At 40.8% G+C, this 13,961-nt stretch carries 14 protein-coding genes; 7 read left to right on the forward strand and 7 right to left on the reverse strand.

Going from position 1 to position 13,961, the window contains the following annotated elements:
* Positions 1 to 396: 396 nt before the first annotated feature.
* The 6 genes from menC to GXK58_RS24180 form a co-directional block, all read right to left on the reverse strand.
* The gene (menC, locus tag GXK58_RS24155; protein ID WP_160725728.1) at positions 397 to 1,509 is read right to left on the reverse strand and encodes an o-succinylbenzoate synthase; all 1,113 of its coding nucleotides are present in this window, start codon (positions 1,507 to 1,509) and stop codon (positions 397 to 399) included.
* Positions 1,499 to 2,356 carry a GNAT family N-acetyltransferase gene (locus GXK58_RS24160; protein WP_160725729.1) on the reverse strand — a complete coding sequence of 286 codons (858 nt, stop codon included), beginning with the start codon at positions 2,354 to 2,356 and terminating at the stop codon, positions 1,499 to 1,501. The genes menC and GXK58_RS24160 overlap by 11 nt, the downstream gene beginning before the upstream one ends.
* Before the next feature lie 20 nt (positions 2,357 to 2,376).
* On the reverse strand, positions 2,377 to 3,858 hold the full coding sequence (locus GXK58_RS24165; RefSeq protein WP_160725730.1) for an amino acid permease: 1,482 nt from the start codon (positions 3,856 to 3,858) through the stop codon (positions 2,377 to 2,379).
* 12 nt (positions 3,859 to 3,870) lie between these two features.
* The gene (locus GXK58_RS24170) at positions 3,871 to 5,013 is read right to left on the reverse strand and encodes an amidohydrolase (RefSeq protein WP_160725731.1); all 1,143 of its coding nucleotides are present in this window, start codon (positions 5,011 to 5,013) and stop codon (positions 3,871 to 3,873) included.
* A gap of 27 nt (positions 5,014 to 5,040) precedes the next feature.
* Positions 5,041 to 5,958 (reverse strand): MurR/RpiR family transcriptional regulator, encoded by a 918-nt coding sequence (locus GXK58_RS24175; RefSeq protein WP_237389766.1) that lies wholly within the window; start codon positions 5,956 to 5,958, stop codon positions 5,041 to 5,043.
* Positions 5,959 to 6,093: 135 nt separating this feature from the next.
* Positions 6,094 to 6,597: a rhomboid family intramembrane serine protease gene (locus GXK58_RS24180; RefSeq protein WP_442862503.1), complete on the reverse strand. Its 504-nt coding sequence runs from the start codon at positions 6,595 to 6,597 to the stop codon at positions 6,094 to 6,096.
* 312 nt (positions 6,598 to 6,909) lie between these two features.
* Here GXK58_RS24180 and acpS point away from each other — a divergent pair, with 312 nt between their 5' ends.
* The 6 genes from acpS to GXK58_RS24210 all read left to right on the forward strand — a co-directional run bounded on the left by acpS (position 6,910) and on the right by GXK58_RS24210 (position 13,041).
* The gene (acpS, locus tag GXK58_RS24185) at positions 6,910 to 7,257 is read left to right on the forward strand and encodes a holo-ACP synthase (RefSeq protein WP_160725732.1); all 348 of its coding nucleotides are present in this window, start codon (positions 6,910 to 6,912) and stop codon (positions 7,255 to 7,257) included.
* A 183-nt stretch (positions 7,258 to 7,440) separates the two neighbouring features.
* On the forward strand, positions 7,441 to 8,460 hold the full coding sequence (locus tag GXK58_RS24190; protein WP_160725733.1) for a LolA family protein: 1,020 nt from the start codon (positions 7,441 to 7,443) through the stop codon (positions 8,458 to 8,460).
* A gap of 154 nt (positions 8,461 to 8,614) precedes the next feature.
* A complete protein-coding gene (gene alr, locus GXK58_RS24195; RefSeq protein ID WP_160725740.1) occupies positions 8,615 to 9,787 on the forward strand; it encodes an alanine racemase in 1,173 nt (390 codons plus the stop codon).
* Between the two features lie 263 nt (positions 9,788 to 10,050).
* The gene (locus GXK58_RS24200) at positions 10,051 to 10,332 is read left to right on the forward strand and encodes a CopG family ribbon-helix-helix protein (RefSeq protein WP_098531723.1); all 282 of its coding nucleotides are present in this window, start codon (positions 10,051 to 10,053) and stop codon (positions 10,330 to 10,332) included.
* Positions 10,333 to 10,336: 4 nt separating this feature from the next.
* The gene (ndoA, locus tag GXK58_RS24205; RefSeq protein WP_007083556.1) at positions 10,337 to 10,687 is read left to right on the forward strand and encodes a type II toxin-antitoxin system endoribonuclease NdoA; all 351 of its coding nucleotides are present in this window, start codon (positions 10,337 to 10,339) and stop codon (positions 10,685 to 10,687) included.
* A 167-nt stretch (positions 10,688 to 10,854) separates the two neighbouring features.
* Complete coding sequence (locus GXK58_RS24210; protein ID WP_202171446.1) at positions 10,855 to 13,041, forward strand: Tex family protein; 2,187 nt, start codon at positions 10,855 to 10,857, stop codon at positions 13,039 to 13,041.
* Between the two features lie 64 nt (positions 13,042 to 13,105).
* On the opposite strand, the gene cmpA is transcribed toward GXK58_RS24210, so the two are convergent.
* Positions 13,106 to 13,219, reverse strand: a complete 114-nt coding sequence (gene cmpA / locus GXK58_RS24215; RefSeq protein WP_160725735.1) for a cortex morphogenetic protein CmpA — start codon at positions 13,217 to 13,219, stop codon at positions 13,106 to 13,108.
* 102 nt (positions 13,220 to 13,321) lie between these two features.
* On the opposite strand from cmpA, the gene GXK58_RS24220 reads away from it, so the two are divergent.
* Positions 13,322 to 13,792 (forward strand): SprT family protein, encoded by a 471-nt coding sequence (locus GXK58_RS24220; RefSeq protein WP_160725736.1) that lies wholly within the window; start codon positions 13,322 to 13,324, stop codon positions 13,790 to 13,792.
* Positions 13,793 to 13,961: the final 169 nt, after the last annotated feature.

Below are 13,961 nucleotides of genomic sequence, written 5' to 3' on the forward strand. Positions count from 1 at the left end.
GTTCACGCGGAAGTGAATAGAGGAATGTCTCCAAGCTGTTGTATTGAGGACAGTTTACGCACAATCTAGAAGGGAATTGTCCTTAAAAAGAGGTATTGAGGACAGTTCACGCGGAAGTGAATAGAGGAATGTCTCCAAGTAGTTGTATTGAGGACGGTTTACGTACAATCAAGAATAGAATTGTCCTTAAGAAGAGGTATTGAAGACAGTTCACGCGGAATTGAATAGGGGGATGTCTTCAAGCCGTTGTATTGAGGACAGTTCATGCGGAATTAAAGAGGAGGTTGTCCTCAAGGAGTACGATTAAAAGAAATCCTCCTAGCCTCAACCTAAAGTGCATCTCCCCATAAAACGAAAAAGCCCTCCACGATGAAGGGCATCTTCAAAAAACAATCTTTAAGCACGATAACTCCGGCTGTATACCGTAAACTTATTAATTTTCTCAATACTAGGTTCATAACCAATTCCCGGTGAAGTCGGAACGGTAATCGTTCCGTTCTGGACAGTGACCTCAGGCTCAATAATATCCTCCGCCCAATAAAGCGAAGAAGCCGCCGTATCACCTGGGAGAGAAAAATTTGGCAGTGAAGTAATTGCGATATTATGGGCGCGGCCCACCCCAGATTCAAGCATGCCGCCGCACCAAACCGGGATATTGTTAGCCTGGCAAAAATCATGCAGCTTCCTTGCTTCCGTTAACCCGCCAACACGACCAATCTTGATATTAATGATCTTGCAGCTTCCAAGCTTTAACGCCTTCCGTGCATCTTCCACAGAGTGAATACTCTCATCCAAACAAATAGGAGTCTTCATCCGGGCCTGCAAGTCAGAATGATCAATAATATCATTATGAGCCAGTGGCTGTTCAATCATCATTAACTGATAATCATCTAAAGCCGCTAACCGATCTGTGTCATCCAAAGTATAAGCTGAGTTAGCATCAGCCATTAGAGGAATATCAGGGTAAACTTGACGAACACGGTCAATTAATTCGACATCCCAGCCGGGTCTGATCTTTAATTTAACCCGCTTATAGCCTTCCTCTAGACGCTGCCCAATCGTTTCAAGCGTTTCTTCGATTGAATCCTTAATTCCAATGCTGACGCCGACATCAATCGCAGATCGTTCACCGCCCAGAGCGCTCGCTAAAGAAATATTCTGCTCTTTTGCATACAAATCCCAAACAGCGCCCTCAATGGCTGCCTTAGCCATGTAATTGCCTCGGAGATGGGCAAACCATTTCTCAAACAATTCATCAGGATGCTGAATCTCATTTTTTAAAACGATCGGAATTAAATAATCCTCTAGGATATGCCAATTGGTTTTGACAGTTTCTTCATTATATAACGGATCCAGCATGGCCACCGATTCAGCCCAGCCAGACAGGCCATCATCGTTTTTAACTTCCACCAAAATAAAATCCTTGTCATACTCCGTTCCAAAGCTGGTGGTAAAAGGATGCAGTAAATCAAGCTTGAGATGCCTCAAAATGACTTGCTTAATCTTCATTACAAAAATCTCCTTTAGGCGCAGGTCTAGTAAGAATATAGAAATTGACAGGAATCCCCGGATCGTTGATTTTTTTAAACCCGCTGACTTGCCAGCCTTGCTTAAACAGCTCAGAAAAAGCCATTCTGGTGTGCATTCGCCAATTGGTGGCAAGCTCGAGATTCGTTTCGCGAATGATGCGATAGTTCTTTGGGATGGGTACAAATTGAACGTGATTGTTATGTAAGCCTTCAAGTTGTAAAGGGGCTGTAACCGGCTGCCCATTTTCATTGATATCCCACTTTAGAAACGAGCTTCCTAAAACAAAATCTTGTTCGTATTCTGTTCCAAAAGTATCGACTTGTGCAGTATCACCAAAATGCCATTCGACAAGGAAGCGGTCAGAAGGGAGCCCGCTATTTAATAGATCTTCCATCTCCCCGTAGCAGTTTGGAATATAAGTTGAAACAACTCCGCCAAGTTTCCCGATATTTAAATATCCATTGATGCTCTCAAGCGGATCATAAGTCCAAGTGATCAGTGAGTAACCAAGCTTTAACGCCTCATCGCGCTGGGCTTGCTTTAATTTCTCTCCTATCCCTTTGTTACGAAATTGTTCATCTGTCCCTAATATATGTGAGCAGAGATAGACAGACTGGCCGTTAAATCCGGGAAAGCTGTATTGAAAGGCAATCAATTTTCCCGCGTAATAGGCACCAAGCACTAAACCGCCGTTTTTGACGGCGGTAATCGTTTGGTGTGTGGGAATGGAGTCAGACTCCCCCCAAATTTTACTTTCTAGTCTGCGAACCTCTTCAAGCTCTTCAATCGTAGATAGGGAACGGATTTCAATTGCCTCTGTTCTCAAAGCAATTCCCCCTTTAAAAATTATTCACGGCTGAAATCAGCATCTTGCAATGGGACCAACTTTGTCTTTTTTACAACCTTATAGCCAAAATAAGCTAACAGGAACAGCGGAAGGCCAATATATGAAACCAATGCACCGTACCAGTCAATATTTGGACCAAAGAAGGCGCCATAATTTTGTCCGAAAACAGCAACTAAGCATAATACAGTAGCTAAGATGGGTCCAAGCGGGAACCATTTTGCTACGTATGGTAAATCTGATAAGCTTCTGCCTTGGGCAATGTAAGCTTTACGAAAGCGGTAATGTGAGATCGAAATTCCTAACCAAGATAAGAACCCTGCTAAACCAGAAGCGTTCAATAACCAGCCGTAAACTGTACCATCACCGAACAGAGAAGTTAAAAAGCATAACATACCAATCACTGTTGAAACTAACAAAGCATTTGTTGGCAACCCTTTTTTACTTACTTGCTTTAAGAAAGCAGGGGCTTTTCCTTCCTTCGCCAATACCCATAACACACGGGATGCAGCATACAGGGCAGAGTTACCTGCAGAAAGTACAGCAGTAAGAATAACGGTATTCATTAAGGCAGCAGCAAAAGCAAGGCCGGCATTTTTAAATACAAGTGTAAACGGACTAACTGCAACATCTTTGACATCCGTGCTTAATAATAATGGATCTTTATAGCTAACTAAACAGCCAATAATAAAAATCGCTAAAACATAGAACAATAAAATTCTCCAGAAGATTTGTTTGATTGCTTTTGGCATGTTCTTTTCTGGGTTCTCACTTTCACCGGCCGCAACTCCGACAAGCTCCGTTCCCTGGAACGAAAAACCTACAATCATAAACACGCTTAAAATGGAAAGGAATCCGCCTTTAAATGGTGCTTCACCTTTCGTAAAGTTTTCAAAGCCGCCAGTATGGCCCTTCATAATACCAAAAATCATTAATAAACCTAACACAATGAATATAATAATCGTAGCAACCTTGATAATAGCGAACCAGAATTCAGATTCACCATAACCTTTTACGGATAAAATATTTAATCCAAAAATCAACACAAGGAAGATGGCGCTCCAAATGATTCCGGGAACATCTGGGAACCAGTACTTCATAATCAGCGAGGAAGCTGACAATTCAAGGGCGACAATGATGGCGTTGTTATACCAGTAATTCCAGCCAATCGCAAATCCTAAAGCAGGATCGACAAAACGGTCGGAATACGTGCTAAACGAGCCAGTGATAGGAATAAACGCAGACATTTCCCCTAAGCTTGTCATAATAAAATAAACCATAATACCAGCAATTAGATAGGCAGTAAGGGCTCCGCCAGGTCCTGCATCAGCAATGGTGGCACCACTTGCTAAAAATAGTCCTGTACCAATCGTCCCGCCAATGGCAATCATCGATAAGTGTCTTGTTTTTAACTTTCTTTCCAATGGTTCTTGAGCTATATGCTGCTCAACTGTTGTATCTATTTTATGAGCTGTATTTTCCATCGTACACCTCTCCTAATTGTTATTTGTTGTTTGTAATGCGTTTAGTATAGTTTGTGTTAAAATCTTCGTTCCATAAATCAATGCATCGAGATTAAATTTCATTTCGGGATGATGTAAGCCTGGAGTCAAACCACAGCCTAATCCAACCATCGTTGCGGCAAGGCCGGGATTATTTGCTGTGTAAAAATGAAAGTCCTCGGCACCCTGGGAGATGCATATCGGGACGAGATTTTCTCTGCCGAGTATCTCAACAATCGCCTTTTCAGCAATCTTCATTGCCTTTTCATTTTTACTAGCGGCCGGAACAAATTCCTTCATAGACCAGGTGAAGGCTGCTCCGGTTTGGTCCCCGGCTTGCTCCATCGCGGTTTTAGCCCGCTGTTGAAGTACAGACATGACCTCGTTTGATTGTGCCCTCACATCAAGGGCAAATTGTGCCGTTTCCGGGATGACATTGGTTGCATCACTTTCCGTATGCAGCTGTGTCATTTTAATGGAATAGGGAACTTCTGTTTGTAAGTCAATCTCTTTTAAGTTTTGTACCAAAAGGGCCGCTGCCTCAATCACATTGATTCCTTCGTTCGGACGCGCTGCATGAGCCTGGCGTCCTTTTATGATCCCCCGAATGGTTCCTGCTGCTCCATGAATGATCACAGGAGAGGCAGTCATATAGGGGAGTTCACTGATTGGCCGCACATGGGTGCCAAACAACAATTGGACATTTTCCAATGCTCCATCGTCCATCATCTTTAGAGCGCCTGCTCCTTTTTCTTCGGCAGGCTGAAAAATAAATCGCAGTGTATACTCCGGATTCAGCCCGCTTGCTGCGAATGCAAGTGCTGTGTATAGGACCATTGTGCTGTGTCCATCATGACCACAAGAGTGATTGGGCCTAACGGTACCATTTACTTCTTGCACCAGTGCATCCATATCTGCACGAAGAGCGATGACTTGATTGGATTCACCTGGTATTTCAGCAATGAGTCCGTAATGGTCCTTAAACCGGTTGAGTTTAAAACCGGCCGTTTGCAGTTTTTCGGCAATATAGCTGGATGTCTTTTCTTCTCCCCAGCTTGGTTCCGCCAGGTCATGAAGATCTTGATAGGTGCGCAGTAATTCATTTTTATGTTGTTCTATAAAATCTAACGGATTCAATCCTATTCACCTCTTAAACTTCGAACCTTATTCATTAAATACCCCAAATGTCGAATAGAGCCGTTCAAGCTTTTTTTGGTATTTAAGGATCCGTTCATTGTCTTTTTGTTGAATTCCTTCTATGACTAAGTCCAATAAGCTAATCACCGATGCAATGGAATTCGTACCGGATTCTGCATTTTCCTCAGTGGTTAATACAATGTCGGAAATCCTTCCGGCAGGAGATAAAAGCCGGTCCGTGATAGAAATCAAGGTAATTCCATTTTCCACAGCACTTTCAGCAATTTTAATCGTTTCATTGGAGTAACGTGGAAAAGAGAAAACGACCACCACTGATTGGTTAGTCAGATTACAAAACTTTTCAAAAAAGTCCCCGGACGTTGAACATAAATGGACTTGATTACGAATGGTACCGAGCATATAGGAGAACCAATATGCGGCTGCATGAGAGACTAGGTGGCCTGCAATTAAAATTTGGTCGGCCTTAATTAATACATCAACTGCTTTCCAGATTTCTTCGATGTTAGCAGAATCTAAAAGATTCCTTAAAATATCAATCTGATTTTCTATCACCTTTGTAAACACGCGGCTTTCGCTCGAACTAGATAAATCAATATTTGAGACTGCAGTTTGATTCTGTAATAACATCTGCCGCTGAATCCGCTCCTGCATTTGGCTAAAACTCTGAAAACCTAAGCTATAGGATAGACGAATGACAGTCGTTTCGCTGACCGTTGCCTGCTTCCCAATCTGGAACGCTGTTTGAAAGGCAGCCTTTTCTATATTATCGATAAGGTAGTTTGCTACCTTTTTTTGTCCTGTTGAAAGTTGATTAAAATGATCTTTAACCAATTGTTTAAAAGGAAGTGGTTCCATCTTACCAACCTTTCCAAAAGGAGGAAATCCTTCACTTTGTGTAAATGTTGCAGTAAATCCTTTTTTCATTTTTATACATTATCATAAGTAAATATGAATGAAAAGATGATTTTTAAAAAAGTTGCTGGATATAAATGCAAAAAAAAAAACCAGGGAACGGCCCAATATCAAATTGAACCGCTACCTGGTTTTAACGAGGTATAATTATTTCCAAAATCCTAAGACAGCCAAGATGATAATCATCGCCCAGATCAATACTTTTACTGGAGATTGAAAGGAGACATTTCTCCTTTGGCTGCCGGCCCATGACGTCGTACTTCGGAAAGAATCGGACAGGCTTTCTTTATTAAAGTAAGGAATTGCCCCGATTAAAAAGCCGCCTAATAAACCAAATAGGTGGGCAATCACATTGATATTTGGCTGCAGGAAGGTCATGATTAAACTGACGGCACAGAGAACGAGGATAATTTGACTATTTGGTTGGGATATCAGCCTCTTCCTAAAGATGATGATGGCAATATAATAGCCAAATAAGCCGAATATCGCTCCGCTTGAGCCGACATGTGTATAGGTTAACGGCTCGAACAACAAAGTAGCTACATTTGCCAGGACTCCTGAGAAAAGGTAAATGAATAGAAATTTGCGGCTCCCGAGCAGGCGTTCTAATGCGGGTCCAAATAAAATTAATGAAATACTATTAAACAGCATATGTGAAAAACCGCTATGCATAAAAGTGGGAGTGATTAGCCGCCAAACTTCTCCTTCCTTAATATAGAGATTAACGCCAGAAAAATTTTCAATGAACCAGTTGTTTGGGAATATAGGAAGAATGGTTAAAAGATATAATACTAAGTGAATAGCAGCGATGATTGAGACCATCGGATAATAGCGGATAAATTCGCGAAAGCTTTCTGTTCTGGTAAAAATGGTTTAAACCTCCTTTCATTGACATCTTAAACAGTTTTTTGGTTTTGTACACTATTATGCGGATAGTAATTTAAATAGAAGGAATGATGACATGTGATCAAAGGAATTGGGATTGATATTATCGAACTGCATAGAATTTTTGAAATAATTAGCAGGAAAGGTAAGTTAGTTGACCGGATATTGACCGCCAACGAAAAGAAGGTGTTTGATGAGTTGTCTAAAACACGGAAAGTGGAGTTTTTAGCAGGGAGATTCGCTGCAAAGGAGGCATTTTCCAAGGCCATTGGCACCGGTATTGGAAAAGAATTGTCTTTTCAGGATATTGAAATTGAGACAGATCGTTTTGGCAAGCCCTTTTTTAAAAAACCAGAAGTTCAAGCCCATTTATCTATCTCACACAGCAGGGATTATGCTGTTGCGCAGGTGGTCATAGAACAGTAGTAGTTTAAAGACACAACCTTTAATTTTTCCGCTGCATGGCTCTTTGTAAGAATATTCCCCAGGGTTGTCTCATATATTCATAGGGAAATAGGAGAGACAAGGTCAGCTATGGTTGATAAGCCTGATTCCTGCCTTTCTCTTCTTTGATAATCATATGAAATGAGACAAGAAGGGGTTGAAGGAATGAGGAAAAAGTTTTTGATGCTTATTACAGGGCTAATGATGATTTTCGTTCTAGCTGCCTGTGGATCAAAATCACAAGATGATGTGGTAAAGGAACTTAGGAGCAAGCAAAGTGACTTAACCAGCTATAAAGTAAATGCGAAAATGACATTAAAAATGGGTGCCGATTCGCAAGTTTATAATGTAGAAATCTGGCATAAAGATCCTACATTCTATCGGGTGAATTTAAAAAATGCGGAAAAAGACCAAAGTCAAATGATCCTTAGAAATAAAGAAGGTGTCTTTGTTCTAACGCCGGCATTAAATAAAAGCTTCCGTTTCCAAAGTGACTGGCCGCAAAATAGCAGCCAAGCCTATTTGTACGAATCCTTAATAAAGGATATTGTCGCAGATAAAGAAGCCAAGTTCTCTTCCACAAAAGACTATTATATCTTTGAAACCAAGACTCGTTATCAAAATAATAGTATGCTTCCAATCCAAGAAATTAAGCTGAATAAAAGTGATTTATCACCTGCGATAGTAAAAGTAATGGATCCGGATCGAAATGCCCTTGTGACAGTTGAGTTCTCCAAGGTGAAATTTAATGCTGACTTTGACAAAGACGACTTTGATATGAAAAAGAATATGACCCGGGCGCAGTTGAACTTACCAGCCATGGCGAGTGGTAAAGACAAGGACCAAACATTCTCTGTTAAGTATCCAACATTTGAGTTAACAGGAACAAAGCTAATCGAAGAAAAAACAGTGAAGATGGAGGATGGCAAGCGGGTGGTACTCACCTATGATGGCAAAAAATCCTACACACTTGTCCAGGAGAAGGTAACAGCTAAGGCAGCATCTGCTAGTCCAACTCCAATGGAAGGGGATATCGTTGATTTAGGTGCGACAATTGGAGCGTTGTCTGATCATTCACTCTCCTGGTCACAGGGCGGTATCGATTATATGATTGCCTCGAATAAACTGACTAGAGAAGAAATGGTTGAAGTAGCAAAATCGGTTCAAGGTGAATCAGTTAAATAATTATCTAAACAAAACAGGCCGCGTGCCTGTTTTTTGTTTGAAAAAGTAGTATGATAATTTTGTAAAAGTTAAGCGGGTAACTCCGCTATATAGAAATTATATAATCCAATTTTGCGGTATAATATAAAAATGCATTTAATTAGGAAGTGGAATGATGGAAGAACAAGTATCTTTTTACCGGGATACATGGGCAGAAATTAATTTGGATTTTATCGCGGAAAATGTCTCCGCCATAAAGAAACATGTAGCAGATCAAGTGGAAATCATGGCAGTCGTAAAAGCAAATGCCTATGGCCATGGAGATGTTCAAGTGGCTGAAACTGCCCTCTCTGCAGGGGCAGGTTATCTTGCTGTGGCAATAATGGATGAAGCGATCGCGCTTAGACAAAAAGGGATTTCTGCTCCTATTTTGATTCTAGGGGTAACCCGGCCGCAAGACGTTCAAATCGCAGCCAAGCTGAATATTACCCTTACTGTTTTTCAAAAGGAATGGCTTCAAGAAGCACAAAAATATTTAAAGGATGGGGAGCGGGTTTCCCTGCACATTAAAGTAGATACAGGCATGGGCAGACTTGGTGTGCGTACCCGTGATGAATTATCAACCGTAGAACAATTCATTTTAGGGGATCCCCGGTTTTATTTTGAAGGGATTTTTACTCATTTTGCCACGGCTGATGAATTGGATGCCGGCTATTTCAACCAGCAATTAACGTTATTTGAGGATCTGCTAAAGGTGTTAACAAAGCGGCCAAAGTATATTCATACCAGCAATAGTGCGGCTGCGATAAGATTTCCTCATGCTTATTTTAATATGGTCCGGATTGGAATTGCCATGTATGGATTAACACCATCACAAGAAATGGAAAAAGAGATTCCCTTTCCATTGAAGGAGGCTTTTTCACTGCAAACAAGACTTGTTCATGTGAAGCAGATGAAGAGAGGGGATAAGGTTAGCTACGGGGCTACGTATGAAAGCGATGACGATGAGTGGATCGGAACAATCCCAATTGGCTATGCAGACGGATGGATTCGCAAGCTGCAAGGACAAGAAGTGTTAATTGAGGGAAAGCGTTCGCCGTTAGTCGGGAGAATATGTATGGATCAGTGCATGGTACGTCTTCCTTCAAATTTGCCAGTTGGAACATCCGTCACTCTAATTGGCCGGCAGGGAGAGGAATTTATTTCTGTCAATGAAGTGGCAGCTAAGCTTGAGACGATTAATTATGAAGTTCCATGTATCATTACCAGCCGTGTTCCAAGGGTTTATAAAAAAGGCGGTAAAATTATCGACTTGAAAAATGACGTGCTAAAGAATTCACAGGCTTAAATATAGAAATTTGAACATATTTATGATATTGCGGTAAATTGTGCATAAAAGCACCTTTTATTGGCTTATAATACAGTAGAATTATATTTAGTCTATGAATTGGGCTTGATTAGTGTTATTATTAAATATGGTACAGTATCAAATCTAAAACTCGCTTTTGACTCCTTAGGGGGACATAGACAGAAGTGCAGTTAAATTTAAGCATCAGAATGCAATTCTGGTTAGATAAAAATGGTGTGTAGTGATGGTGGAGGTGTATGTTTGTGTCTGAAACTGGCGCAACTACGGAAATCTTAGTGAAGTTACCGCAACATCTTTTAACAGAGTTAGATGGTTTTGTTAAGCAAGAGAATGTAAACCGTAGTGAGTTTATTTACCAAGCGACCAAAATGTATTTGCGCGAACGCAAAAAGAGACAAATTCGCGAGTCGATGAGACGTGGATACATGGAAATGGCAAAAATCAATCTTAGAATTGCATCAGAAGCATTTTTAGCAGAATATGAGGCAGAACACACAGTTGAACGTCTTGTAAGCGGAGGGTAATCCTTTGATTGTCAAGCGTGGTGACGTTTATTTCGCGGACCTATCCCCAGTTGTTGGTTCTGAACAAGGCGGCGTCCGACCTGTACTTGTCATCCAAAACGACATCGGGAATCGGTTTAGTCCCACAGTGATTGTTGCAGCGATTACAGCTCAAATTCAAAAGGCTAAGCTTCCTACTCATGTCGAAATTGATGCGAAGCGCTACGGATTTGAACGTGACTCGGTCATTCTGCTAGAGCAAATTCGTACAATTGATAAGCAGCGGTTAACCGATAAAATCACCCATCTCGATGACGAAATGATGGAAAAAGTGGATGAAGCCTTACAGGTAAGTTTAGGTCTCATCGAATTTTAGTTAAAAGTACGCTCTTTTAAAGAGCGTTTTTTCATACATATCCTGCCTCTTGATTTTTCTGCCAATCAGCAAGCTAATCTTAGCTTGCTTTTCTTTTTTTACGGCAAAAGTCTTAGGGGCTTTAATGAAACCTTTCGTTTAATTTGATAAAATGAAATGAAAAAAGGATGGAGGATTGCTTTGTGAATGATACAGTTGTAAAAGATGATCAGCTCTTAGGTAAAATCGCCAGTGAGCTGTCTATCCCCTGTAAACAAGTGAAAAGTGTTATTTCGTTACTTGATGAAGGAAATACCGTCCCGTTTATTGCTCGTTATCGGAAAGAAATGACCGGCGCCCTTGATGAAGTTCAGATACGTACCATTTTAGAGCGCTGGCAGTACATACAAAACCTTGAACAAAGGAAAGAAGAAGTTCTTCGGATCATCGAAGAACAAGGGAAATTAACCGATGACCTAAGTAAGTCCATTACAAAGGCTGAAAAACTCCAAGAGGTGGAAGACCTTTATCGTCCTTTTAAGCAGAAAAGAAGAACGAAGGCTACTGTGGCGAAAGAAAAAGGATTAGAACCGTTTGCTGATTGGCTGATGACTTTTCCGAAAGACGATATACAACAAAAGGCTAAAGGATTTATATCTGAGGAAAAGCAAGTTCTTACGGTAGAAGAAGTAATCGCTGGTGCTAAAGATATTATTGCGGAAATGGTTTCTGATGATGCTGAAGGCCGTAAATGGATTCGTAAAGAGACGCTTAAGACTGGTACGGTTGCATCTGTTGTTAAAGATGCGGAGAAAGACGAAAAAAATGTCTATGAAATGTACTATGAATATGAAGAACCTGTAAATAAAATAGTCCCACACCGCATTCTCGCTTTAAACCGCGGAGAGAAGGAAGATATTTTGCGGGCTTCAATTAAAGTAAATTCGGATCTTATTATTGCTCAATTAACGAGAAAATGGGTACGTGCTCCACACTCACCTGCTGCACCGATTGTTCAAGAGGCTATAGAGGATGGTTATAAAAGACTAATTCAGCCTTCCATCGAACGGGAAATTAGAGCGGAGTTAACGGAAAAAGCAGAAGAGCAAGCGATCCATATATTTTCGGAAAACCTGCGTAATTTACTGCTTCAGCCGCCATTAAAGGGGAAAGTGGTTATAGGTGTCGACCCTGCTTATCGGACAGGCTGTAAATTAGCTGTCGTGGATGAAACGGGGAAGGTGTTAAAAATTGATGTCATCTATCCGCATCCGCCTGTTTCCAAAACGAAAGAAGCTCGAGAAAAGTTTATTAGCATTTTACGTGAGTACAAAGTAGAAATGGCTGCCATTGGAAATGGGACAGCTTCGAGGGAAACGGAACAGTTTGTCGCTGATATCTTAAAAGAGATGGATGAAGAAATTTTTTATCTAATCGTTAACGAGGCTGGGGCTAGTGTCTACTCTGCTTCTGACATAGCTAGAGAGGAGTTTCCAAATTTCCAAGTAGAAGAAAGAAGTGCAGTATCGATTGCACGGCGCCTGCAGGATCCATTAGCTGAGCTGGTGAAAATCGATCCTAAATCAGTAGGGGTTGGTCAGTACCAGCATGATGTTTCCCAAAAACGCCTATCCGGATCTCTGCATTTTGTCGTTGAAACGGCTGTTAACCGGGTAGGGGTGAATGTAAATACAGCCTCTTCTTCCTTATTGCAATATGTGGCAGGTTTGAACAAGACAGCCGCCAATAACATCGTCAAAAAGCGCGAAGAGGAAGGGAAGTTTACGAGCAGGACGGAGTTAAAGAAAGTTCCTCGTCTAGGGGCAAAAACTTATGAGCAGGCAATTGGGTTCTTACGTGTACTGGATGGTAAACAGCCTCTTGACCGCACAGGAATCCATCCTGAAAACTATAATGAAGTGAAAAAGTTATTAACAAGTCTAGGTTTTACAGCTAATGACTTAGGGACAGAAGAGTTAAAGACGGCCCTGAATGCACTAGACTTAAAGGCGGTTTCCGAAGAATTAGCAATTGGTGAGTTAACCTTAAAAGATATAATAGATGCTTTAGTGAGACCAGAACGAGATCCTCGGGACGATTTACCTCGCCCGCTCTTAAAAAAGGATGTTCTAAAGCTAGAAGATTTAAAAGCGGGAATGGAGCTTCAAGGAACAGTCCGGAATGTGGTTGATTTCGGAGCGTTTGTTGATATTGGTGTTAAACAAGACGGGCTTGTTCATATTTCTAAACTTAGCAATCGTTTTGTTAAGCATCCATTGGACATTGTATCAGTGGGTGATGTCGTTACTGTTTGGGTCGACTCTGTGGATATGAAAAAGGGCCGGGTAGCCTTAACCATGCTGCCGCCATCATAGGGCTTGAGAGGCGTCCCGGTCTAGAAGACTTAGATTTTGGCGCCAATTTTAAGGAACACTGCTTTTAAGAGCAGTGTTTTTTTCTGTAAAAAAACCAGCACTGGTTAAGAAGTTTAATTTGATAGCGGTCCTTCTCATAGAAAGCCCTTTTCATTTGGTTTTGCAGCCAATTTGGCATAGTGTGATACCTCCCGAAAAGTAGTGCATCATTGATTAAGGGTATATACAATATATGCTATAATAGGTTGTCACGTTCGCTAGAAAGTGAGGAACTGTAAAAATGGATCAGCAGGAACTTCAAGGATTAGTCGAAAAGATATCTGATGATTTTTTTGAAAAGCCCTTTTTGCATAAAGCATCGTTTAATTCAAGGTTAAGATCAACCGGTGGAAGATATCTTTTAGGTACGCATAATATCGAAATTAACAAAAAGTATCTGGAACAACTGGGCGAGGAAGAATTAATCGGTATCATTAAGCATGAGCTTTGTCATTACCACCTGCATCTTGAAGGCAGAGGTTATCAGCATAAGGATCAAGAGTTTAAAATCTTATTGAAGAAAGTAGGGGCACCACGCTTCTGTAATCAGCTTCCTGAGAAAAAGTCAAAACGTACAGTAAGGAAAATACTTGTTTATCAGTGTACGAACTGCCAGCTTACATACCAAAGAAGAAGAAGTATAAATACTTCTAGATATGTGTGTGGTAAATGCAGAGGAAAATTATTAAAAGTGAAAGAGATGGAGTTATAAATAAGTAATGATTAGTTAATAATTTTCATATAAAAATAATGTTGACTTTCTAGTGTGAGGTCTATATAATGTAAAGAGTCGACAGGGCAAACGCCTTTGGGACAAGCAATAAATCATTATTCCGCAGTAGCTCAGTGGTAGAGCTATCGGCTGTTAACCGATCGGTCGT

This window comes from Bacillus sp. USDA818B3_A (assembly GCF_009928415.1).
Taxonomy (GTDB): domain Bacteria; phylum Bacillota; class Bacilli; order Bacillales; family Cytobacillaceae; genus Neobacillus.